Origin of the sequence: Epilithonimonas hispanica, assembly GCF_003385395.1 — a bacterium.
In the GTDB taxonomy this organism is placed as follows: domain Bacteria; phylum Bacteroidota; class Bacteroidia; order Flavobacteriales; family Weeksellaceae; genus Epilithonimonas; species Epilithonimonas hispanica.
This window is the reverse complement of the sequence record NZ_QNUG01000013.1, coordinates 39829-63814: the sequence shown is the minus strand read 5'-3', so window position 1 is coordinate 63814 and position 23986 is coordinate 39829. Positions and strand designations below refer to the sequence as shown.

Below are 23986 nucleotides of genomic sequence, written 5' to 3'. Positions count from 1 at the left end.
ATATCAATTACTTAAATAATGAAACTAAAAAAGATTCTTGCTGTAGCAGTTGCAGCACCTTTTATGATGAATGCACAACAGGTAATGACACCGGAAATCATGTGGACACTCAACCGTCTTGGCGTGCAGTCCGTTTCTCCGGATCAATCTTCTTTGATTTACAAAATCAGCAAAACAGACCTTAAAACAGAAAAATCCAATTCCGAAACTTTTTGGCTTAAATCTTCTGGGCAATCTACCAAAATTGATCTTGGAAAGAAAAGTTTGATTCAATGGGATAAAAATGGGATTTATGCTTTAGAAAACAACACGATTTTCTTGTCAAAAGATTCTGGAAATACCTGGGCAAAATTCTACGATATAGATGAGGTAGATAATATTGTGATCTCTCCAGATGGGAAAAAAATCGCTTTCAGCAAACAAGTTTTAGTGGAAAATCTTCTTGGGAAAGACAAATATAAAGACTTGCCAAAAACAACAGCTCAAATTTATACAGATCTTAATCACCGTCATTGGGACTATTTTAATGAAGGGAAGTACAACCATGTTTTTGTGGTTGATATTTCCGAATCTGCAGACAAAGCGAAAGATTTGTTAGAAGGGAAAACTTGGGATTCGCCACAAAGACCTTTTGGTGGTGCAGAAGATTTTGTTTGGAGCCCGGATTCTTCGGAATTGCTTTATGTGACTAAGGCAAAATCTGGAGCCGAATATGCTCAAAGCACAAACACAGACATTTTTGCTTACAATTTGGCTTCCGGAAAAACTACGAATCTTACAGAAGGAATGATGGGTTACGACGTTAATCCGAAATTTAGTAATGAGGGGAAATTTTTGCTTTGGAACTCGATGGAAAGAGACGGTTATGAAGCTGATAAAAATGACATCGTCATTATGGATTGGAAGTCCAAATCTAAAACCAATTTGACAAAAGCTTGGGACGAAAGTGTAACCGGCGATGTAAAATGGGCTTCGGATTCCAAATTGATTTATTTCACTTCGGCTTTCAGAGGAACTAAGCAATTATTTTCAGTTGATGTTAAAAACAAAACGGTAAAACAAATCACAAAAGGCGATTTTGATATCAATGATGTTGTTTTGGAAAACAAAGGCAAACTTTGGGTTACAAAAACCGATATCAATCACAACGCAGATTTGTTCGAAGTTGATGCAAAAGGTTCTTTGAAACAGATTACTGATATTAATAAAGATAATTACTCCAAATTAGTTCAAGGAAAATCTGAACTGAAAATGGTTAAAACTACGGACGGAAAAGAAATGGGCGTTTGGTTCCATTATCCACCAAATTTTGACCCGAACAAAAAATATCCAACTTTGGTTTATTGCCAAGGTGGACCACAATCTGGATTAACACAGTTTTTCTCCACAAGATGGAATTTCGCTTTGATGGCAGCTAACGGATATATCGTAGTTGCACCAAACAGAAGAGGAATGCCGGGTTGGGGCGTAAAATGGAATGAAGAAATCAGCGGAGATTGGGGAGGACAACCGATTAAAGACTATTTGTCAGCGACAGATTTTGCCAAATCGTTACCTTATGTTGACGGAAATAGAGTAGCGGCGGTTGGCGCAAGTTACGGCGGTTATTCTGTGTTTATGTTGGCCGGCGTTCACGAGAATAGATTCAAGACTTTTATTGCACACGACGGATTATTTGATATGAAATCTTGGTACGGAACAACTGAAGAACTTTGGTTCGCTAACTGGGATTTAGGTGGAAACTATTGGCAAAAACCAATTCCGAAAGCTTATTCAGAATTCAATCCGAGTAATTTTGTGGACAAATGGAACAAACCAATTATGGTTATCCAGGGCGGAATAGATTTCCGAGTTCCTTACGAGCAAGGTCAGGAAGCTTTCCAAGCAGCAAAACTGAAAGGTCTTAAAACTAAATTCCTTTATTTCCCAAACGAAAATCACTGGGTTCTACATCCGCAAAACGGTTTGGTTTGGCAGAGAGAATTTTTTGATTGGTTGAAGGAAACTTTGTAGTGAATAATTACAAATGAATAATTAAATTGCAGTTGAATTTTTTCAGCTGCAATTTTTTATTTTAGCTGAGTATGAAAAACACAAATATGAAAATTTTATTACCAATGATGTTCATAGGAACATTGATGAACGCACAGGTTTCTAATATCGTTAGAAACCCGGATTCCTACAAGAATTTCCCGTATGAAGGGACAAGGATTATTCAAGTTGATGAAGCCAATTCTCCTGACAATGAGGACAATGTTTTCATTTTTTCTAAAATCGAGAAAGGTGCGAAACCCGATAAAATGACGTTTCAGAGATTTACCAAAGTTGGTGGCGATTGGAAAGTGGTTGCCAAAAAGCAGATGACTCACGATGGAATTTTAAGTGCTTGGGGGCAGAGAAAAGCATTTGCAGATTATGACAAAGACAAAAGCATCGATGCACTTTTTATTTACGCACTGAACGATTATGATTTTAAACAGCAGTCAGTTCATTTGATTTTTTCGAAGAATAAGGAGCTTTATGAGATTTCATCTTCGGCAGAAAGTGGTTATACCAAAGATATTTATTCAGATAATTTCAAAACATTGCCAGAAAATATTCAATCCAAAATTTTAGAATATTGGAATAAGTTGGATAAAGAATAATTTTTTAAAACCCCTTCAGAGTTCAAAACTCTGAAGGTTTTTTTAATTAAAAGGAGATTACTCAATCTCAATCGCCCAATCAGCTATCCAATCTTGATTCTTCTCCAATTTCAAAATCCCAAATTTCTCCGCCAATTCCTGATTGTGGTTTTCCAAATCCGCGATTCCCTGCCAAGGTTCCAGACAAACAAAATCCGCATTTTTAGCCGCCCAAATCCCGAAATAAGGAAAATTAGAAAATGTGAATATAATCTTGTGATGATTTTTTTTGTTTTTAAGAATCAATTCCCGACTTTTCATTGTTGTCATAACCAATGCATCTTTTGAGAATAATTCGTAAGACAATGGCAAAGTCTTATTTTCAAGTTCTACTATTTTCGTTTCATTGCTGATGAGATTATCAACTAAAGGATGGATTTCAAGTTTTTCATCATCAGAAAAAGCAATTTCATAATCATTGTAATTCATACCATTTTCTGTGTCGATGGCGAATCCCGGATGCGCTCCTAGAGAAAAGTACATTTCTTTATCCGAAAGGTTTTTAACTCGATAAGAAACCGTCAGTTTATTCTCAATCAAAGTATATTTGATTTCCAAACTGAATTCGAAAGGATAAATTTTCAAAGATTCTTCATCAGATTTTAATTCAAAAATAACTTCGTTTTCAGAAGATTCTTTGATGTCAAAAACTCGTCTTCTTGCAAAACCGTGGCGAGGAAGTTCGTAAGTTTTTCCTTCAAAAATATATTGTTCATTTTTCAACGCGCCAACAGTTGGAAAAAGAACCGGACTTTGCCCGCCCCAAAAATCCGGATTTCCGCTCCACATTATTTCTTTTCCGTTTTCTAGATTGGTGAGAGAAGTTAATTCTGCTCCCAGTTCGTTGAAAGTAGCTTTCAGTTTTGTATTTTGAATCGTTATCATTTTTTTTAATTTAATCAAATACAAATATCAACATTAATCTTTGAATTTTACTCTAATATCTAATGTCTAAAATCTAACATCTAATTTTTATATAATAAATTCATAAATTGCCGTTTTATAAGCATTAATGAAAGGCCTTAATTTTCTGAAACGTATCAATAGCTGGGTTGTATATTTTATATTGACCTCCATTGTTGCAGGAATTATCATTTCGTCCAATTTCCTGATTCAACATCTTAGAAGTAAGGAAACGGAAAGGATTAAATCTTTGGCAACAGCAATGCGTTATCTTCAGGATACTGATATTGATCCGAGATTCAACGAGTTAGCGCTGTATGTGATTAGTGAAAATGAAGATTTGCCAATTATTGTTACAGACAAAAAGGGAAACTTACTGGAAAGCCGAGGAATCTCCGATGAAATTCTAAATGATAAGGAAAAATTAAAGTCAAAACTGAGCGAAATGGAAAGTAAATATCCACCTTTCGAGATTCAGTTGCCAGATTTTAACAATCAATATTTGTATTATGATAATTCGGATTTGATGAATTATCTGCGTTATTATCCTCTTTTGCTGGCGATTTTCATTTCGCTTTATCTTGTTTTTTCTTTTTGGTTTTTACGATTGTTGAAGAAAACCGACGAAGGTTTTGTTTGGGCAGGTTTGGCAAAAGAAACAGCGCATCAGATTGGAACGCCTTTGTCATCAATGATTGGCTGGGTCGAGATTATGAAGCTGGAAGATGAAAATGGAATGGGTGTAAAAGAATTGGAAATGGATGTTAACCGACTGAAAACCATTTCGGAACGTTTCTCAAAAATTGGTTCAATTCCAACGCTTAATGATCTTGATATTAATGAAACAGTTCAGCAGAATTATGATTATCTGAAATCCAGAATTTCTACAAAAGTTGAATTCACTTTAAGAAAAACTTATGAACCTGTTCTCGTTCCACATAGCAGAATCCTGATGAGTTGGGTGATTGAAAACCTAGTAAAAAATGCAGTTGATGCAATGAAAGGCGAAGGAAAATTGGAACTCTCACTTTATAAAAAAAATAAAAGCGTTTACATCGATGTTACCGATACAGGAAGTGGAATGACAAAACAACAAATCCGAAATGCCTTCAAACCTGGATTTTCCACCAAAAAACGTGGTTGGGGATTAGGTCTTTCCTTAACTAAAAGAGTGGTTTCCGAATATCATAGAGGCGATGTAAGAATAGCCAATTCAGAAGTGGGGAAAGGAACGACTTTTAGGATTATTTTGAGGGAGGAGCAGAAGTAAAGACTTAGCAAAATATATTATTAATGGATTTAAAATATTTTAAAAAGCATTGGAATGAAACAACAGGCGAAGAATTAACGGATTCTTGGGGACATTCAATTTATTTCTTCGAAACTGATTTTAACTTGACAGTTATTAGACAAATTCAACTATTTCAAAATGGTAAAAGTTTAAAATATGATGATGAAAATCTACAAGATGATTATGGAGCACTTTCCGACCAACCGTTAGAATCTGAAGAGTTTATTGATAATGAAATTTCAAAGACTGAATTTTATGAAATTTGGAATAATGGTAATCCTGATTTTACAAAGTATTAATTAATCATTTTTTTATACGATTTTCCTTTGATTTCAAAATCCATATCTTTGCAAAATGAATAAAACCACTTTTGCAGATTTCGATTTACCGGAAAAGATTCTTGATGTTCTAGCCGATTTAGATTTATTTGAACCGACGCCGATTCAGGAAAAAAGTTTAAAACCGATTCTTTCAGGTCGTGATGTGATGGGAATTGCACAGACCGGAACCGGAAAAACTTTGGCTTATCTGCTTCCTGTTCTCAAAACTTGGAAATATAACAAAACGGGAAATCCAACGGTTTTGGTTCTTGTTCCTACAAGAGAATTGGTGGTTCAGGTAACGGAAGTTCTTGAAAAACTGACGGAAAATATCACTGCAAGAGTTATCGGAGTTTACGGTGGAAAAAATATTAATACACAGAAATTATTGTTCAATGATGGATGCGACATTTTGGTTGGAACGCCTGGTCGTGTTATGGATTTGTCTATTGATAATGCGATTTCTCTCAGAGAAGTTAACAAATTAATCATTGACGAATTCGACGAAATGCTGAATCTTGGTTTCCGTCCGCAACTGACTCATATTTTCGAAATGATGAAAGAGAAAAGACAAAACATTCTTTTCTCAGCAACAATGACCGAAGCTCTAGACGAAATATTGAATGAATATTTTGCATCTCCAATCGAGATTTCCTTAGCAAGATCAGGAACGCCTTTGGAAAAAATTGCGCAATCTGCGATTCCTGTTGATAATTTCAATACCAAATTGAACTTGCTGATTCATCTTTTGAAAATAGAAGATAATCTTGAGAAAATCTTGATTTTCGCTAATAATAAAAAACACGCGGATTTAATTTTTGATAAATTAAATGTTGAGTTTCCTGATGAATTTGGAGTAATCCATTCTAATAAATCTCAGAATTTCAGATTAAGAGTAATGCAGGAATTCAGCAATGAAGAATTGCGAGGTGTCATTACAACGGATATTATGGCGAGAGGTTTGGATATTCCGGATATTTCTCACGTTTTCAACTTCGAAGTTCCAGAAGTTCCGGAGCAATATATTCACAGAATTGGTAGAACCGGACGTGCAGACAAAGACGGAATCGCTGTCACTTTCTTCACCAAAAAAGAAGAAGCTCAACTTCTTGATATCGAATTGTTAATGGATAAAGAAATCAATAAAATTGGATTCCCAGAAGAAGTTACTATTTCTAAAGTCAAAATCGCTTCGGAACAGGAAGAAGTGAAAATGAAATTCCTGACAACAGCCAAACTCAACGAAGGCGAATCTGCTTTCCACGAGAAAAAAGATAAGAACAAGAAAATCAATCTTGGTGGACCAAGTAAGCGAAAAGCACCTAAAAAATTTGGAGCGAATAGAGCGCAACAAAAGCAAAAGTCAAAAGCTAAGAAAAAGAAATAAATAAAATTTTCGGATTCAATATTATGAAGAAATATATCGTTTTCGCTATTGTTTTCTTTTCGTTAATGATGGAATCGCAAACTTTTGATATTGTCCCGTTGGGAATTTATGGAGGTGAAGAAGAAGATAATTTGTCATCGTATTTGATTTCAAAACATAATACCAATCGGTTTTTGGCGCTGGATGCGGGGACAATTAATGCAGGAATTAAAAAGTCTATAGAAAAAGGTACGTTTTCGGTTTCAAGAGATGTTGTTCTCAAAGATTATATCAAAGCTTATTTTATATCACATGGTCATTTGGATCATATTTCAGGATTAATTATCAATTCTCCTGCAGATTCTAAAAAAAATGTCTATGCTATCCCTTTTGTGCAAGATATTATAAAGAAACATTATTTTATTAATGATACTTGGGCCAATTTTACTGATGAAGGCGTTGCTCCTATTGGAAAATATACGTTGAAAAATTTGGATACTCAGAGTTATACAGAAATCCCAGAAACTGGATTGAAAATAAAAGCTTTCGAACTGAGTCATACCAAAGATTATAAAAGTTCTGCAGTTTTGGTTAATCACAACAATCAGTATGTTTTATATTTTGGCGATACTGGAGCAGATAGAATTGAGGAAAGTAAAGATTTAGAAATTCTTTGGAAAAGCATTGCCGAATTAATCAAGAAAAATAGTTTAAAGGCGATTTTGATAGAAGTTTCTTTTCCTAATAATCAACCCGAGAAATTTCTTTTTGGTCATCTTACTCCCAATTTGCTGAACGAAGAATTTTCTAAATTGGCAAAACTTGCAAGCAAGGAAAAGATGAAAAATTTTAAGGTTATAGTTACCCATAGAAAACCAACCGGCAACAACCCAGAGATTATAAAAAAAGAATTGCTGCAAAATAATTCTTTGGAACTTAATTATATTTTCCCTGTTCAGGGAGAAAAATTAAGTTTTTAATTACAGAATTTGATTTTGTTTTTAGCTAAAATAAACCCTCAGAATTTTCTGAGGGTTACTTTTTTATTAACTCCTAATCCACTTCCAAATCTCCTTCAAAGTCGCCTTATTTCCATACATCAGGATTCCAACTCTATAAATTTTCGCTGCAATGTAAACCATCAATAGAGTAGAAGCAATCAATAGGAAAATCGATAACAAAATCTCCCAAAGCGGAACTCCAAATGGGATTCTCGCAATCATTGCAACTGGCGACGTAAACGGAATAATAGACAACCAAAAAGCCATTGGTCCGTCTGGATTTTTCATAATCGTAAAACTTCCATAAAGTCCCAACATCAAAGGAACAATTGCAAACATCGTGAATTGCTGAGTCTCTGTTTCATTATCAACTGCACTTCCAATCGCGGCATACATCGAGCTATAAAAGATATAACCGAACAAAAAGAAGAACACGAAAACACTGATGATTCCTATATAATTCATATCCAAAAGAACGTGAGAAATCTCGGTAGCTGTTTGTTGGAAATCCATATTTTTCATCATTTCAGTTTGTTCTGCGGGGATGTTTTTGTGCATTGCTGCAAATCCTGTGTTGAGGAAAATTGCTGCAGTTACAGACATTGCAATCCAAACGATAAACTGAGTGAGAGCCACCAGAGTTACGCCCAATATTTTTCCCATCATCAGTTCAAATGGCTTTACAGATGAGATGATGATTTCCACAACACGGTTGTTTTTCTCTTCCAAAACGCTTCGCATTACTCTTACACCATAGATGATGATGAACATAAAAACCACATACATCAATCCAAAACTCAACGCAGTTTTGATTCCGAAAGCGAGATCGCTTTCTGGGCTGTCACTTTCCGTTACATTTTGAGAAATGATTTTGAAGTTCTTATCAAGATTTACAATTCTGTCTTCGGAGATTCCAAGCATTTTAATTTTTTCTTTTTTCAAGATTTCGCTCAAGTCTCTAGAAACAGCAGTTTTTGTATCGATGCCAATTTTTTTATTCGTTAGTAGTTTTGTTCCACTTTCCAGCGCATCAAAATTCTTATCTTTCAGTTCTGGAATTATGAGGATTCCGTCTGAACCTTTCATTTCTTTCAGGCTTTTAACTAGTGCATTTTCTACGTTGGTTGATACAAAAGTGTAAGTAATATCTTTTGTTGATTTCAATTGACCAGCGAAGATTCCGCTTTTGTCAACCACTTCAAATTGGTATTCAGCTTCGTTGGCTTTGAACATAAAACCAATTAACGCACCAAATCCAACTATCATTAATGGCGCCAAAATCGTCAAAATAATAAAAGATTTTTTCTTAACCTGCGTCAGGAATTCTCTTTTCGTTATGAGGAATATATTTTTCATTCTTTTTGTAAAAAGTAAAATGTATTAAGTAAAAAGTAAAATCCGTCAACTATCAACCACGAACAGCATTAATGAAGACCTCATTCATACTAGGGATTTTCTCATTAAAAGTTCGTATCGTTCCGGTTTTCAAAAGGTCTTGCAAAAGAATCGTCTGATTCTCGGTATTTTTCAACTCAAAATTGAACAAACCATTCGCCGTTCCAAGATTTTCGATTTGATATTTTCTCGTCAGTTCCTCCAGATTTTCAGAATTTACGTCTGACAAAACCACAGAAAAAACATTCTGTTTAAACTGTTCACGAACATCAAAAACTTTCCCGTCCAGAACTTTTTTAGAATTATTAATCAATGCTACAAAATCACACATTTCCTCTACACTTTCCATTCGGTGTGTTGACAGGATGATTGTCGTTCCCTCATTTTTCAATCGGATGATTTGGTCTTTAATAAGATTCGCATTTACAGGGTCAAAACCCGAAAAAGGTTCATCCAGAATCAACAATTTCGGACGATGCAAAACTGTCACAACAAACTGAATTTTCTGCGCCATTCCTTTGGAAAGTTCACTTAGTTTTTTCTTCCACCATTGGTCGATATTCAGTTGTTCGAACCAAAATTTTGCTTGCGAAAGAGCTTCTTGTCGGGACATTCCTTTCAGTTCTCCAAAATACAAAAGCTGGTCGCCCACCGTCATATTCTTGTAAAGACCGCGTTCTTCCGGCATATAACCAATGTTTTTGATATGTTCCGGATTCAGTTTTTCGCCATCAATCCAAACATTTCCCTCATCAGCTTGAGTGATTTGATTAATAATTCGGATGAACGACGTTTTTCCTGCACCATTTGGACCAAGAAGTCCATAAATACTCGCAGTTGGAACTTCAATAGAGAAGTCCTGAAGTGCAATTTTTTTTCCGGCGTTGTACGTTTTTTTGATATTTTCTGCTTTTAGCATACAGATTTTTTATTTTTAGGAGCAACTAGATTTGCTCTTTAGTTCATTTTTCCAACCCGCTGTCCGCTATATCTTTTTTTTGCAAAAAAGGATGCCGCTACCATCGGGGCTATGTTGAGGTTTTGTCTTCTTTCTCAACCGATTTTTAAAACCTCACAAAATTAGTTTAAAAAAGACAAAAATGTTACAGAATACGAAATTCAAAATATGATATTAATTCTTTGATGAGCGTCAGCGTCTTTATCTCCTATATTTATTATTTTTAAAGGAATCGATGAATCTATGATTTGTTAACCTTAAAAATGTTTTCAATAATTTCAAAAATCTTTGTTGACTTTGTATTCAAAACCCCAAAGTCGAATTTAAAATAATTAAATTTGCGCAATAAAAGCAATTCGCTAAAATCCAAACTATGACTCAAGAATTTTTGGGGAATTCCCAATTCCAGATATCCAATCAACTCGTTTCCGCAAGCTGTCCTTCCAATATCGCACTCATCAAATATTGGGGGAAATACGAAAATCAAATTCCTGCCAATCCAAGTATAAGCTATACTTTGAACCATTGCAGAACCAACACAACAATGGAGTTTTTTGCCGGAGATGATTTCTCTGTTCAGACTTTTTTATCAGGAAATGAAGAGAAAAAATTTGCTGAAAAAATTGAAAAATATTTCAAAAATATCGAGCCATATCTGCCTTGGATTCTGAAAGGAAAATATATCATCAAAACCGAAAATACCTTTCCTCACAGTTCTGGAATCGCCAGTTCAGCTTCTGGTTTTGGAGCGATTGCAAAATGTCTGATGAATCTTGATGGTATTTTCACAAATAATTCTGCTGAAAATTTCAAAACTAAAAAAGAAAGTTTTCTTGCAAGATTAGGAAGCGGAAGTGCTTGCAGAAGTCTTTATGAAGGTTTGGTAGTTTGGGGCAAAACCGAAGAAGTGGAAGGAAGTTCGGATTTGTTTGCTGTTCCTTATAATAATGACGAGATTCACCCGATTTTCAGAAACTTCAACGATTGGGTTTTGTTGATTCACGAAGGGCAGAAATCGGTTTCTTCAACAGTTGGTCACGGTTTGATGAACACCAATCCTTACGCAGAAAGACGTTTCCAGGAAGCTCACGAGAATTTCACCAAACTCAAAACGATTCTTTCATCCGGCGATATGGAAGGTTTCATCAAATTGGTTGAGCACGAAGCATTGACGCTTCACGCAATGATGATGATGAGCGAGCCTGCTTTCATTTTGATGCAAACAGGCACCTGGCAAGTCATTAATAAAATTTGGGAATTTAGAAAAATCACTGGTTTGGCTTTGTTCTTTACACTAGACGCAGGAGCCAACGTTCATCTTCTTTTCCCTAATGATATTGACAACGACAGAATCACAGATTTTATCAAAACAGAATTGATTCCATTCACGCAAAAAGGTGGAGTTGTGAAAGATGTGATGAGGTTTTAATTTTTGTAAAATGTATTATGTACAAAGTCAAATGTACTTTAATAATAAAATAACAGTTTGTCTTTCCGGAGAAATCTCAACATAGAAGTAAAAAGTAGTTTAGATTCCTCCGAAATGACAAACTTTGTGGATAATGACTATTCTTATCTTTATGGAAAAATTAGAGTTTGCAGAATTTTTAAAATTAAGAAGAAGAAAAAGATATTTTAAATTTGGGAGTTTATAAAGAGATTCCAACACAAAAGGTATTTCGTCAAAGCGGAAGTTTATTTTGGGTGATCTTGATGACTACATTAATTTTATTCTTTTACATTTATAGAACCAATAATTCTGATAAAGCTTATGAACTTGCAATGGGGGGTGTCGTTTTTTCGATCCTTATATTTGGTTTTCTTGTTAAATTTATTCTAAGTTTATTTTTCCCCGAATTAAGTGAAACTGGAATTAAATTTATAGGAAAAAAATCCATTGATTGGAAAGAAATTAAAAAGATAAAAATTGTATTTAGTGACGTTTCCAAAATTAGGGTTATTATCATCAAAAGGAATTCGAAAAAAATCTCTGAAAATCTTAATTTTTTCCAATCTTTATGAATTAAGATTTTTGATAAGATCTTTTATGAAAAAATACCGTTTAAAACATTTTTTATTAAAGTGAAAATTCACCACATCGCCATCATCTGTTCCAATTACGAAGTCTCCAAAAAATTCTATACAGAAGTTTTAGAACTTAATATTATTCGTGAAGTTTATCGTGAAGAGAGACAATCTTACAAACTTGATTTAGCAATCGGTGAACATTATGTTATCGAATTGTTTTCTTTCCCGAATCCGCCAGCTCGACCTTCAAGACCGGAAAGTTGCGGACTGCGTCATCTCGCTTTTTCAGTAGATAATGTAGAAGAAAAACGAAATGAATTAATTTCAAAAGGATTAAACTGCGAAGAAATTAGAGTTGATGAATTTACTGATAAACAATTCTTCTTTACAACGGATCCAGATAACTTGCCTTTGGAATTTTATGAGAATTAGACTTAGAGATAATAGACGGATAGATGATAGACTTTGAAAAATCATTTATAATTCATCATTAATAATTTATAATTACTAATGTGCATATCCTGTTAAGAAACTGACAGTCATAATCACAAGAACGATGGTTGAGATAACTACATAAACGTAATCTTTTTCTTTCAGATAACCGATTAAAGCAAAAATAATTCTTACTAAAGGTGTCAAAATCAAAAGTAAAATCCCCAGCTGAATAATCGCCATTCCTTCACCTTTACAAAGAGAATTCCAAAAATGTCCCCAAACTTTTTCAGATGAATCTCCCATTTCCAAAAGTGTATATTTTCTGGGCATCACAAAACCTTCCGAAAAAAGTTTAATAAAGCCAATCAAAGATGTTGTAACAGAAAGAATTACACCTAATCTTAGGAGATTGCCAACCGAACGATTGAGGTCTATATCAGTAAAAGGTCTTGTTCTCATTTAGTTAAAATTTTTAGCAATGCCGTTATACATCATATAAATCGAAAGAATCGTAATCACAATTGCAAAAAAGATTTTCAATTTTTTCGTTTTAGAAATCATCAGCGTTTTCGAACCAATAAAACTTCCTACAACTACACCAATCAAAACCGGCGCAGCAATTACAGGAATAATCTGTCCTCTTTGGAAATAAATCAAAGCACCTGCAACAGCCGTTACACCAATCATAAAATTACTCGTAGTCGTAGAAACTTTGAAGGGTAATTTCATCATATTATCCATCGCCAGAACCTTCAAAGCGCCGGAACCAATTCCTAAAAGTCCGGACATTGCACCTGCAAAAACCATCATCAAGAATCCTGGAATTGTGTTTCGAGAAGCATAATGTTTGATGCCGTCCTTATCAGGGAAAGTTCCATAAAGCTTGAGTTTATCCGCTAAACTTCCTTTGATTAATTCTTCCTGATGGTCTGGTTTTCCTCTTAAATTTAATAAAACTGTCAAAATCAAAATACTTGCGAAAATAATTCCAATGGTATTTGGATTAAGAAATCCTGAAACTAATGCACCCGAAACTGCTCCTGCTGTGGTCGCAATTTCCAGAAACATTCCGATTCTCATATTGGTAAAACCCTCTTTCACAAAAGCAACAGCAGCACCCGAAGAAGTTCCGATGACAGATATAAGAGAAGCGCCAATCGCATAATGCATTGGAACGCCAAAACCAAGTGTAAGAAGAGGAATAATGATGACACCGCCACCCAGACCTGTAAGAGAACCCATCAATCCGGCAGCAATCGCTCCAATAAAGAGAATTATGATTTCTGACATCCGACAAATATAAAACCTTTGAGAGTAATTTTATCTTAAAATTGAATAAATTTCTATGTTTTTGATTCCTATAATTTCTACCAAATTCATAGGAAATGAGAGACTTTAGCTTCAATTTTATCTCATTTAAACCAAGCAACACCAGCAAAAAAATCTCTATTTTTGTAGAAAATATTGACAGATGAAAATCGGATTTTTGTTATTGAGTATTCTGCCCATTTTTGGGTTTTCTCAGACTTCGGAAGAGGATTGGGTTAAAGCAACGGTTAATCAATTATTTAATGGAATGAAAACTTCTGATTCTGTATTGATTAGAAAATCGTTTTCTAAAAATGCTGTTTTGCAGACGATAACTAAGAATGGCGAAGTCAAAAATGAAAATATTAATGATTTTGTGTTAAGTATTTCTAAAGCTGAAAAAGAAAGTCTGGATGAAAGAATCAAATTTTCAAATATCTTGATTGACGGAAATCTGGCTTCGGTTTGGACCCCTTATGAGTTTTATTACAAAGGTCAGTTCTCGCATTGCGGAGTCAATTCTTTTCAATTGGTAAAATCAAATAATGAATGGAAAATTCAATACATTATTGATACGAGAAGAAAAGATAATTGTAAAAAGTAGAATAAGTTTTGAATTAAATCTTTGATAAGTTTGAAGTTTATGCTGAGCTAATCGAAGTAGCTTTGTGAACTTAAAAACATTGAATTGAGCCAAAAAACTTTGTGAACTTTGTGTTCAAAAAAATAAATCTAAAAATAAAAAGAAAGTAAAAAATGAAACGCTTAGCGTTCCATCTAACAAATTAAAAAATAAGTATTAAGATGAAAATCGGAATTTTAGGAGGTGGACAACTCGGTCGAATGTTCATTCAGGAGGCATTGAAATATGATGATGAATTCTATGTTCTGGACCCAAATCCAGAATGTTCTTGTGCGAATATTTCACATTTCACAAGAGGAGATTTCAATGATTATGACACTGTTTTGGAATTTGGAAGAGACAAAGATGTTGTAACGATTGAGATTGAACACGTGAATGCAAATGCACTTGAAGAACTCGAAAATCAAGGCGTAAAAGTAGTTCCGAATTCTAAAATTATTAAAATCATTCAACAGAAGATTCTTCAGAAACAATTCTACGAGGAAAATAGACTTCCGTCTCCCGAGTTTGAAATTATGGATGGAAGCGAGGACGAAATCAAAATCCAAATCCCATTTGTTCAAAAGCTGAATACGGGCGGATACGACGGAAAAGGCGTTCAATTATTGCGTTCCAATGATGACTGGAGAAATCTTTGGACTCAGGAATCTGTTTTGGAAAATTTGGTGGATATTGATAAAGAATTATCCGTAATTGTTGCTAAAAACGAAAGCGGAGAAATCAAAACTTTTCCCGTAACAGAAATGGTTGCCGACCCAAAACTGAATCTCCTAGATTTTAATATTTGTCCGGCTGACATTTCTGATGAAACTCAGAAACAAATTGATGTGATTGCGAAACAATTTATTAAAAGTGCAGATTCTGCAGGACTTTTCGCTATCGAATTATTTCTGGATAAAAACGGAAAAGTTTGGGTCAATGAAACTGCGCCGAGACTTCATAATTCAGGTCATCAATCTCAGGAAGGCAACGCCAATTCTCAGTTCGAGCAGTTTTATAGAGTTGTAACAAACTCACCTTTAGCGGATACCGATGCTTTCGGGTTTTCTGGGATGCTGAATCTTGTTGGTGAAGAAAATCACTCAGGAAAAGTCAAATATCAAGGTTTAGAAGAGGTTCTGAAACTCCCAAAAACCTACGTTCATCTTTATGGAAAAACCGAAACCAAACCCGGTCGGAAAATGGGACACATCAATGTATTAGCAAATTCTAGAGAAGAATTGATGCAGAAATTGATTAATATAAAATCTTTGGTGAACGTTATCGCAGAATAATAAAAACGGTCAGAAATTTCTGACCGTTTTTTGTTTTAACTTATTTTGCTTTTAATTTGTCCAAAGTGTTATTGTAAGCATCTTTTGTGTCCTGTGCAGCTTTTTTAGTTGCCTCTTTTGTGTCTTGCGCTGCTTTATCCATCGCGTTTTTGGTGTCTTGTGCAGTTTCTTTCATATCCTGCTTCGCATTTTCGGTGGCTGCTTTCGCTTTGTCTACTGTATTATCCACCCCATCTTTTACGTCTTGTGCAGCATTATCAACTGCTGCTTTTGTATTTTCCCAAGCCATATTAGCATCGGTTAGAGCTTGTCTTGCTGCAGCTTCGGCTTTCTTGTCGCCATTTTTGATAGCCGCATCCAAATCTGCTTGTGCTTTATCTACTTTTGCTTTTGCTTCGTCATTGGTTAGAGTGGTTGTTTCTGTAGTTTCGACAACACTTAAAGTGTCGTTACCATCGGTTGTTACAAAAGTTTCACTTTTCTTGCAAGACGTTGCAAACAATAGAGTAGCTGTAGAAGCTAAAATCAGAATTTTTTTCATTTTTTTGAAAATTAATTAATGTGTTTATTGATTTTTAAATATAAAAAATTATTTGATACCTAAATTATTTATTTAGTTTTGATTTGAATTTTAACATTCCATGTCTATAATTAATTATAAAAACGCCGCTGATAATTAAAGTTGTAGCAACAATGAATTTCTCAGAAATCGATTCGCCAAGAATCAACCAGCTCAAGAAAATACTAATAATTGTATTAACGTAAGATAGCATCGAAACCTGTGTTGGGAGCAATGTTTTCAATAAATAATTGTAAGCAAAAAAAGCCAAAACAGAACCGAAAACTGCCAAATAAATAATTGCTGAAATACTTTTTACAGACCAAGTTTCAAATTCGATTTTATCTGAAAAAGAAAAAGCGAAAATCAACTGAATTATGCCTGCCCAGGCAAATTGATAGAAAAGATTCAAAAAAAGATTGTTATTTTGAATGTGCATTTTTTTAGTATAAATTGTTCCAGTCGCCCAGCAGAGAAGAGCTAAAACCATCACAATCAATCCATTTCTATAATCAGGATTAGAAAGCTCACTCAGTCCGTCCCAAAAAATAAATACAACACCAGAAAAACCCATTAATAGACCAATTAAAGTCTTAATCGTAAACTTTTCCATTCCAATACTTATACTTCCAATAAAGATAAAAACCGGCGAAAGCGCACTGATTAAAGAAGCTAAACTACTCGTTAAATTTTTCTCGGCCACCGTTGTTAAACCATTGGCACCAATCAAAAGCAATGATGATAAGGTCAACTGTGTTCTAAAATTTCTCCAACCAATCCATTTTAGATTTTTGGTGAATATTAAAAATGGTAAAAGAATCAATGAGGCTAAAAATTGACGAAGACCAGCAACAAACCAGGGCGGGACAGTTTCCACACCGATTTTTATACCAAGAAAAGTTGTGCCCCAAACTAGGGCAACAATCAGAATAGCGACAATGGTTTTGGAATTCAAATCTCGAAAATTAAGAAGCAAAGATATTCCAAAAAACTGGTATTTTATTGATTAATCTTTATCTTTGAGCATCTAATAAAATTGAAATGGTCGGAATAATAATGGGCAGTCAAAGCGATTTGCCAATCATGCAACAAGCTGCAGATTTTCTAAAAACTTTGGAAATCCCTTACGAGTTAACAGTCGTTTCTGCACACAGAACACCAGAACGTATGTTCGATTATGCAAAGTCGGCAAAAGAAAGAGGCTTGAAAGTTATTGTTGCAGGAGCAGGAGGCGCTGCGCATCTTCCGGGAATGGTTGCCAGTTGTACAACTTTGCCTGTGATTGGTGTCCCAATTTTGTCCAGCAATTCTATCGACGGTTGGGATTCGGTTTTGTCGATTCTTCAGATGCCGTCTGGGATTCCTGTTGCAACTGTGGCTCTTAATGGCGCTACAAATGCTGGGATTCTCGCTGCAAAAATCGTTGGGACTTCCGATTCCGAAGTTTCAGAAAAATTGCAAAAATATCAGGATTCGTTAAAAGAAAAAGTTCTTGGAACTGTTGATGAAATCAAGAAACAACATCCGAATCAGTTTGATAAATAGGATTATTTGGGCAGCTTAATCCGTCTTCCGCTCCCGCTTTTTTCTGTCATTGCGAACCAAGTGAAGCAATCTGTTGAACTTTCGGACAATCGCAATGTCAGAAAAAGAGCTCCGCTCAAGCCGGGCTGCAGATTCAGTATAAAATTAAGATTAGTCATAAGATCCAATTTTGTCATTCCGTAAGAATCTCGACTATACGGAATGACAAAAAAACTACTTATCCAAAATCCCCCTAATCTTATTAGCATTTACAATCAACTCTTCCAAATAATCAAAATTCTCTTTCTCCAAAGCAGATTTGAATTTTCTAAGCTGCGAAATATGCTCATTAAGAACATCTAAAACGTTTTCTTTGTTTTGACGGAAAATAGGAACCCACATTTCTGGATGAGATTTTGCCAAACGAACAGTACTCGAAAAACCGGAACTCGCCAGTTGGAAAATAGTGTCTTCTTCACGTTCTTTTTCCAAAACTGTGTTAGCTAAGGCGTATGAAGTAATATGCGAAATGTGCGAAATGTAAGCTGTGTGAACATCGTGTGCATCGGCATTCATATAAATGGGATGCATCTCCAAAGTATTGATGACTTGTTCTACAATTTCCAAAGCATTTTCATCCGATTCTTCTTTGTTGCAAATCACCGCTGCTTTTGCTGTAAAACTGTCTTTAGTTGCAGCTTTTGGACCAGAATTTTCCGTTCCCCACATGGGGTGAAAAGCTACAAATCGTTTTCTATTCGGATGATTTTTGATTGAGTTTACAATGCCAGATTTTGTAGAACCAACGTCCATTACGGTTTGATTTTCATTAATCAAATCCAAAACATCAGGCAATATTTTCTTTGCCGAATCTACCGGAACAGAAATGATTACCAAATCAGAGTTCTTAATTCCAGATTCAAAATCTGCTTTTTCATCAATGATATTAAGTTCGAGAGCTTTGTTTAGGTTTTCTTCGTTTTGGTCTATTCCGTAAACCAAATTGGTGAAATTTTTCTCTTTCAATTTCAATGCGATAGAACCTCCAATTAATCCGGTACCAACAATACTTATCTTCATTTTATTTTCAATTTTTTTAACGAAAAAACCCCGTCTTTAGGACGAGGTTTTGATATTTCTATATACGAATCCTAATCCTCTTGAAGGGGTAAAATTGCGTAATAATATGTTCTGTTTGCTGTTTTCACAAAGCGAAGATAGAAATTAATTCTGAATTTTTGAGATAATTATTTCAATTTTTTTAAGGAAGTAAATTCTGCTTTTTCCTTGCATTTAGAATAATTAATTTCCATCCTCGGATTCTTTTTTGGATAAATCAACAGATATTGCGGACAAGGTTCTGCTTGAGCTTTGCTTCTGTCGAAATCGATTTCACCTTTTGAGATAATGCTGTCTTTTAGAAACTGTTCGGAGATTTTGCTGGTTTCCATTTCTTTTTTAAAATTTTCTGAGTAAGAAAAATCTTTGGTCAAAGTTTCTGCAATTACCCTGTCATTAGGGAAATAAGAACAACTTGCACCTTTTTGATTGAGGACAAAGAAAACGATTAATAGTCCCGGAATCAAGCCGATGGTATAGAATTTAAGTTTTTTAAGCATGGTTTGATTTTAAAAAATCAGAAGATTAATGTCGTGATAAGGAAGGTCGAACTTGTTGCAAATCAATTGTTTTGTATGTCTTCCTTTGTACATGTAAAGCGATTGTTTGATTTCGTTTTTATGAACCAGCATATTTTCGAAACCGCCTTCTTCATCGTAACCAAGAAGATAACTTAGAAAGAAATTACTCACCGCTTTTGTTGTAGTTCTCGGCATTTTAGACGTTAAATTAGGAAGTCCACAGTGGATAACACCGTGTTTTACAACAAAAGGACTTTCTGTTGTTGTAAGTTCCGAAGTTTCGATAACTTTTCCGTTATCAATGGTGATATCTATAATGACGCTGCCTTTTTTCATTTTCATCACCATATCTTCGGTAACGATTGGTGGTAGATTAAGTCTTGGTAGAGCACCAATAACCACATCGGCACGTCTAAGAGATTTAGTCAATTCTTTCGGATCTATGATCGAGGTAGGAACGCGGCTGTCTACCAAAGTATGAAGCCTTCTGAGTTTTGATAACGAATTATCAAAAACTTTTACGCTTGCTCCCAATCCAATCGCTGCTTTAGTTGCAAATTCGCCAACGATTCCTGCGCCTAGAATAACAACTTCTGTAGGACGAACACCTGTGATTCCACCAAGCATCAATCCGTTTGACATTGCCAAAAGTTCCGATGCATAAAGGATAGAAACACTGCCTGCAATTTCGCCAATTAGCCGAACTAATGATAATTGCTTGTACTCATCCATGATGAATTCGAAAGCAATAGCGTTGACTTTTTTACAAGCCAATTTTGTAAAATAATCTTTATCTCTAAGGTTGATTTGAAGCGCCGAAATCAGATAACTCATTGGTCTTAAGTATTCAATTTCTTCCTCTGTCGGTGGATTGATTTTAAGGATAAGGTCTTGAGAAAAAGCTACTTTTGGATCGTTTGTGATTTCTGCGCCAGCTTCGGAATAAAGTATATCCGAAAAGTGAGAACCTAATCCTGCACCGCTTTCTATGATGACTTTGTGACCATTATTAACCAATATTTGAACAGCGTCGGGAATAAGACAAGTTCTTTTCTCATTAAGGCAAGTTTCTTTTGGAACGCCAATGCTAAAAGCTTTTCCTTGTTTTTTTACGACATCCAGTTTCTCTTCTTTCGGAATCAATTCTTGCTCAGAAAAAGGTGTAAAAATGGTTGATGTGCTGCTCATAAAATCAAAACATTAATCAATTATATAGAACAAAGATAAAATAATTTATATTAAACTTTATTGAAATTCTATTTCTCTCCCAGATTCTGTATTATTAATGGTCATCTCGTGGAAGCCATAGCCCTCAAGTTCGTCCATATAGATTTCTGGCCATTCGATGATCGAAAGAAAAGCATGATCTAAATATTCCTCGATCCCAAAATCGTAAGCTTCTTCCACGGATTTTAATCGGTATAAATCGAAGTGGTAAACTTTTCCTTTTGGCGTGTCATATTCATTTACAATAGAGTAGGTTGGGGAGGAAATCTCATCCTTTGTACCCAATTCCTTCATTAAGAATTGTGTGAACGTTGTTTTTCCCGCGCCAAGATTTCCCTTTAATAACAAAATATTATGATCGAGATTTGGAATAATTTGATTAACAATATCTTTCCATTCCTCAAGTTGATGAATTGTGAATTGCATCTTTTAATTTTTTTGCAAAAATAAGCTTTTGAGAATTGAATTGTTGAAGGTTATTAAGGATAATTATTAACTTTACCACTTCATTTTTCCAAATCAAAAGAACCATAATTGATTACCAAAGAAACCATAGATAAGATTTTTTCTACCATCCGCGTAGAGGAGATTGTTGGCGAATATGTTCAACTGAAAAGAGCTGGCTCCAACTTCAAAGGTTTGAGTCCTTTTCACGAGGAGAAATCGCCAAGTTTTGTTGTTTCTCCAAGCAAACAGATATGGAAAGATTTCTCGTCAGGGAAGGGAGGAACGGCTATTTCTTTCTTGATGGAGATTGAAAATTTCACTTATCCCGAAGCTCTTCGTCACGCTGCAAAAAAGTACGGAATCGAGATTGAAGAAAACATCCGAGAATATTCCGAAGAAGAAAAACAGTCACAAACCGAAAAAGATTTACTTTACAAGATCCACGAGGTTGCCAATGATTATTTTCAAGATCAACTCTGGAATTCGGAAGAAGGGAAAATGATCGGTTTTTCTTATTTCAAGGAAAGAGAACTTAGAGACGATATCATTAAGAAATTTCAACTCGGTTATTCGCCGGAAAAGAAAAGTGCCTTTACTGAGTTTGCTCTAGGAAAATCTTATTCCAAAGAAATTCTAGAGAAATCCGGACTTTCTATTTTTCCGGAAAATACACCTTCGGGGATTGACAGATTCCGTGATAGAGTTGTTTTCCCGATTCATAGTTTTTCGGGTCGAGTTCTTGGTTTTGGTGCGAGGATTCTCAAGAATAATCTCAAAACGGCAAAGTACCTCAATTCTCCTGAAACCGAGATTTATCATAAATCCAATGTTCTTTATGGTCTGAATCAAAGTAAACAATCCATTTCCAGAAAGAATCTTTGTCTTTTGGTTGAAGGTTATATGGATGTTGTTTCGCTTCACCAGTCAGGAATTGAGAATGTTGTAGCAAGTTCCGGAACATCTTTGACAACGGAACAAATCAAACTCATCAAAAGATTAACGGAAAATGTAACGATTCTTTTTGATGGTGACAAAGCCGGAATTAAAGCGAGTTTCCGAAGCATTGATATGTTGTTAGCGGAAGGAATGAACATTCGTGTTTTATTGTTTCCAGATGGTGACGACCCCGATTCTTTTGCTAGAAAACATCCACAGGAATACGTTGAAAATTTCATTGAGAAAGAAGCCAAAGATTTTATTGATTTCAAAGCAGAGATTCTTCTTCGTGATGCAGGAGATGACCCGATTAGAAAAGCTGAATCTATTCGTGATATTGTAAAATCGGTTTCATTTGTTCAGAATGCTTTGAAGCGAGAAGTTTATCTGAAAGAGGTTTCCAACAAATTTGGATTAAGTGAACAAAGTTTATTTAATGAACTTCAAATTCAAACCAATGTAACGCAACAGCAGGAATCAAAACCAAAGTTTGAAGAAAAAAAAGCACCTCAAAAACTAGAGATTGTTCAGGAAGCTTTTACATCTGTCAATCCACTTTTATTATTGGAAGAGAAGTTGGTGGATTTGATGCTCAAATATGGCGATGTAGTTTTAGAAAGAAAAGATATTGAAGGAAATGATTATAAAATCACAGTTATTGAAGAAATTCTGAATCATTTGGAAGAAGACGATTGCGAAATCCAATTGGATATTCATAAAAAAATTGTTTCTGAAGTTAAGGAAGGAATCTTGCAAAATGAAATCCGTTCTGGTCAATTTTTCTTTAATTTTATGGATGAAGAGATGTCCGGCAAATTAGCAAACGCTTTGATTGATAATTATCAAACCAGCAATTGGAACAAGTTTAATATCTATTTCAGTTCAGAGGAAGAAGTTTTACCCAAAATGGTTTCGGATATCGTTTTAAGACATAAGAGAGAGTATATTGTCAAATTAATTAATGATTTTAAAAATTCTCTAAGTGAGGAAAAAGATAATACAACTATTTACCAGCAGATTATTTTATTAACGCAACTTAAAAATAAATTAGACAGCGAATTATTTCGTATTTTATGACAGAATGACTTACTTTGGCAAAGGAATAAAAATTGCAAACTCAATACAGATTTAAAAATAACCAAATATAATATGGACATTAAAAAAGAATTCAGAGATTTCTCAGTTAAGCATATGGGAAACAACGGTCTTGCTACAGACCAATATATGGGAATGTTCAACCCAACCAATCTTACGCCATACATTATGGAGGAGCGTAGAATGAACGTTGCACAGATGGACGTCTTTTCAAGATTAATGATGGATAGAATCATATTCCTAGGAACGGGAATCGATGATCAAGTGGCAAATATTGTAACCGCGCAATTGTTATTCTTAGAAAGTTCCGATTCAGCGAAGGATATTCAAATTTATATCAACTCTCCTGGAGGAAGTGTTTATGCAGGATTGGGAATCTATGACACAATGCAAATCATTAAGCCTGATGTTGCTACGATTTGTACAGGAATCGCTGCTTCTATGGGAGCTGTGCTTTTGGTTGCAGGTGAGAAGGGAAAACGTTCTGCGTTGAAGCATTCTCGAGTGATGATTCACCAGCCTTCTGGCGGCGCACAAGGTGTAGCTTCTGATATGGAAATCAATTTGAGAGAGATGTTGAAATTGAAAAAAGAATTGTATGACATCATTTCAAACCATTCAGGACAAACTTACGAGTGGGTAGAAAAAGCCTCTGACAGAGATTACTGGATGACATCCACCGAAGCCAAAGAGTTCGGAATGGTAGACGAAGTTCTCGAAAGAAAAAAATAAAACAACAAAGCCTGATTCATTTTGAGTCAGGTTTTTTTATGATAATTCAAATTATTTGGGCGCCTTTATCCGCCTTCCGCTCCCAATCTTTTCACTCCACTGCGTTACGTAAAAAGGATTTCCGCTCAAGTCGGGGCGCGCTTCGCAAAGTAGAAACATTTCCTCTTCCATTAGAGATTTGTAAAGAAAAGAAGAAAAATTAATTAGATAGATTACATTT

The 23986-nt window shown here is 34.9% G+C and carries 25 protein-coding genes; 14 read left to right on the top strand and 11 right to left on the bottom strand.

Translation table 11 applies throughout. The annotated features are described in order from the left end of the window. Positions 1-18: 18 nt before the first annotated feature. Together DRF58_RS07945 and DRF58_RS07940 are read left to right on the top strand one after the other, a co-directional pair. Positions 19-2013 carry a S9 family peptidase gene (locus DRF58_RS07945; RefSeq protein ID WP_116034445.1) on the top strand — a complete coding sequence of 665 codons (1995 nt, stop codon included), beginning with the start codon at positions 19-21 and terminating at the stop codon, positions 2011-2013. A gap of 86 nt (positions 2014-2099) precedes the next feature. Beyond that, positions 2100-2645 (top strand): hypothetical protein, encoded by a 546-nt coding sequence (locus DRF58_RS07940; RefSeq protein WP_123902383.1) that lies wholly within the window; start codon positions 2100-2102, stop codon positions 2643-2645. Positions 2646-2702: 57 nt separating this feature from the next. Here DRF58_RS07940 and DRF58_RS07935 read toward each other — a convergent pair whose 3' ends face one another. Next, complete coding sequence (locus DRF58_RS07935) at positions 2703-3569, bottom strand: aldose 1-epimerase family protein (protein WP_116034441.1); 867 nt, start codon at positions 3567-3569, stop codon at positions 2703-2705. 127 nt (positions 3570-3696) lie between these two features. On the opposite strand from DRF58_RS07935, the gene DRF58_RS07930 reads away from it, so the two are divergent. The 4 genes from DRF58_RS07930 to DRF58_RS07915 are packed head-to-tail and all read left to right on the top strand — an operon-like array spanning position 3697 to position 7544. Beyond that, complete coding sequence (locus DRF58_RS07930; RefSeq protein WP_116034439.1) at positions 3697-4857, top strand: sensor histidine kinase; 1161 nt, start codon at positions 3697-3699, stop codon at positions 4855-4857. A gap of 23 nt (positions 4858-4880) precedes the next feature. Then, on the top strand, positions 4881-5177 hold the full coding sequence (locus DRF58_RS07925) for a hypothetical protein (RefSeq protein ID WP_116034437.1): 297 nt from the start codon (positions 4881-4883) through the stop codon (positions 5175-5177). 55 nt (positions 5178-5232) lie between these two features. Beyond that, positions 5233-6585, top strand: coding sequence for a DEAD/DEAH box helicase (locus DRF58_RS07920; protein ID WP_116034435.1), 1353 nt, complete (start codon positions 5233-5235; stop codon positions 6583-6585). A gap of 23 nt (positions 6586-6608) precedes the next feature. Then, positions 6609-7544, top strand: a complete 936-nt coding sequence (locus DRF58_RS07915) for an MBL fold metallo-hydrolase (protein ID WP_116034433.1) — start codon at positions 6609-6611, stop codon at positions 7542-7544. Between the two features lie 66 nt (positions 7545-7610). Here DRF58_RS07915 and DRF58_RS07910 read toward each other — a convergent pair whose 3' ends face one another. Next, complete coding sequence (locus DRF58_RS07910; RefSeq protein ID WP_116034431.1) at positions 7611-8921, bottom strand: ABC transporter permease; 1311 nt, start codon at positions 8919-8921, stop codon at positions 7611-7613. A gap of 52 nt (positions 8922-8973) precedes the next feature. Beyond that, positions 8974-9879 (bottom strand): ABC transporter ATP-binding protein, encoded by a 906-nt coding sequence (locus tag DRF58_RS07905; RefSeq protein ID WP_116034430.1) that lies wholly within the window; start codon positions 9877-9879, stop codon positions 8974-8976. Positions 9880-10291: 412 nt separating this feature from the next. On the opposite strand from DRF58_RS07905, the gene DRF58_RS07900 reads away from it, so the two are divergent. From DRF58_RS07900 to gloA2, 3 genes are all read left to right on the top strand, one after another. After that, the gene (locus DRF58_RS07900) at positions 10292-11347 is read left to right on the top strand and encodes a diphosphomevalonate/mevalonate 3,5-bisphosphate decarboxylase family protein (protein ID WP_116034428.1); all 1056 of its coding nucleotides are present in this window, start codon (positions 10292-10294) and stop codon (positions 11345-11347) included. Positions 11348-11559: 212 nt separating this feature from the next. Then, positions 11560-11940: a hypothetical protein gene (locus tag DRF58_RS07895; RefSeq protein ID WP_116034426.1), complete on the top strand. Its 381-nt coding sequence runs from the start codon at positions 11560-11562 to the stop codon at positions 11938-11940. A gap of 60 nt (positions 11941-12000) precedes the next feature. Next, the gene (gene gloA2 / locus DRF58_RS07890; protein WP_116034423.1) at positions 12001-12378 is read left to right on the top strand and encodes an SMU1112c/YaeR family gloxylase I-like metalloprotein; all 378 of its coding nucleotides are present in this window, start codon (positions 12001-12003) and stop codon (positions 12376-12378) included. A gap of 75 nt (positions 12379-12453) precedes the next feature. On the opposite strand, the gene DRF58_RS07885 is transcribed toward gloA2, so the two are convergent. Both DRF58_RS07885 and DRF58_RS07880 read right to left on the bottom strand, forming a co-directional pair. After that, complete coding sequence (locus DRF58_RS07885) at positions 12454-12840, bottom strand: DUF1634 domain-containing protein (RefSeq protein WP_116034422.1); 387 nt, start codon at positions 12838-12840, stop codon at positions 12454-12456. Next, positions 12841-13671, bottom strand: a complete 831-nt coding sequence (locus DRF58_RS07880) for a sulfite exporter TauE/SafE family protein (protein ID WP_116034419.1) — start codon at positions 13669-13671, stop codon at positions 12841-12843. A gap of 181 nt (positions 13672-13852) precedes the next feature. On the opposite strand from DRF58_RS07880, the gene DRF58_RS07875 reads away from it, so the two are divergent. Both DRF58_RS07875 and DRF58_RS07870 read left to right on the top strand, forming a co-directional pair. Then, positions 13853-14293 (top strand): nuclear transport factor 2 family protein, encoded by a 441-nt coding sequence (locus DRF58_RS07875; protein WP_116034417.1) that lies wholly within the window; start codon positions 13853-13855, stop codon positions 14291-14293. 200 nt (positions 14294-14493) lie between these two features. Then, entirely contained in the window at positions 14494-15606 is a 1113-nt protein-coding gene (locus DRF58_RS07870; RefSeq protein WP_116034416.1) for a 5-(carboxyamino)imidazole ribonucleotide synthase, read from the top strand. A 40-nt stretch (positions 15607-15646) separates the two neighbouring features. On the opposite strand, the gene DRF58_RS07865 is transcribed toward DRF58_RS07870, so the two are convergent. Together DRF58_RS07865 and DRF58_RS07860 are read right to left on the bottom strand one after the other, a co-directional pair. Then, positions 15647-16147 (bottom strand): hypothetical protein, encoded by a 501-nt coding sequence (locus DRF58_RS07865; protein ID WP_116034414.1) that lies wholly within the window; start codon positions 16145-16147, stop codon positions 15647-15649. Between the two features lie 64 nt (positions 16148-16211). Next, positions 16212-17120: a DMT family transporter gene (locus DRF58_RS07860; RefSeq protein ID WP_116034413.1), complete on the bottom strand. Its 909-nt coding sequence runs from the start codon at positions 17118-17120 to the stop codon at positions 16212-16214. Positions 17121-17206: 86 nt separating this feature from the next. On the opposite strand from DRF58_RS07860, the gene purE reads away from it, so the two are divergent. Next, positions 17207-17710, top strand: coding sequence for a 5-(carboxyamino)imidazole ribonucleotide mutase (gene purE, locus DRF58_RS07855; RefSeq protein ID WP_116034411.1), 504 nt, complete (start codon positions 17207-17209; stop codon positions 17708-17710). 213 nt (positions 17711-17923) lie between these two features. Here purE and DRF58_RS07850 read toward each other — a convergent pair whose 3' ends face one another. The 4 genes from DRF58_RS07850 to tsaE form a co-directional block, all read right to left on the bottom strand. After that, positions 17924-18769 (bottom strand): prephenate dehydrogenase, encoded by an 846-nt coding sequence (locus DRF58_RS07850; protein ID WP_116034409.1) that lies wholly within the window; start codon positions 18767-18769, stop codon positions 17924-17926. Between the two features lie 167 nt (positions 18770-18936). Beyond that, positions 18937-19308 (bottom strand): hypothetical protein, encoded by a 372-nt coding sequence (locus tag DRF58_RS07845; protein WP_116034407.1) that lies wholly within the window; start codon positions 19306-19308, stop codon positions 18937-18939. Between the two features lie 9 nt (positions 19309-19317). Then, the gene (locus DRF58_RS07840; protein WP_116034405.1) at positions 19318-20517 is read right to left on the bottom strand and encodes an alanine dehydrogenase; all 1200 of its coding nucleotides are present in this window, start codon (positions 20515-20517) and stop codon (positions 19318-19320) included. A 57-nt stretch (positions 20518-20574) separates the two neighbouring features. Continuing rightward, positions 20575-20982 carry a tRNA (adenosine(37)-N6)-threonylcarbamoyltransferase complex ATPase subunit type 1 TsaE gene (gene tsaE / locus DRF58_RS07835; protein ID WP_116034402.1) on the bottom strand — a complete coding sequence of 136 codons (408 nt, stop codon included), beginning with the start codon at positions 20980-20982 and terminating at the stop codon, positions 20575-20577. Positions 20983-21090: 108 nt separating this feature from the next. Here tsaE and dnaG point away from each other — a divergent pair, with 108 nt between their 5' ends. Together dnaG and clpP are read left to right on the top strand one after the other, a co-directional pair. Further along, complete coding sequence (gene dnaG, locus DRF58_RS07830; protein ID WP_116034400.1) at positions 21091-23016, top strand: DNA primase; 1926 nt, start codon at positions 21091-21093, stop codon at positions 23014-23016. A 72-nt stretch (positions 23017-23088) separates the two neighbouring features. Beyond that, positions 23089-23766, top strand: coding sequence for an ATP-dependent Clp endopeptidase proteolytic subunit ClpP (gene clpP / locus DRF58_RS07825; RefSeq protein ID WP_116034399.1), 678 nt, complete (start codon positions 23089-23091; stop codon positions 23764-23766). Positions 23767-23986: the final 220 nt, after the last annotated feature.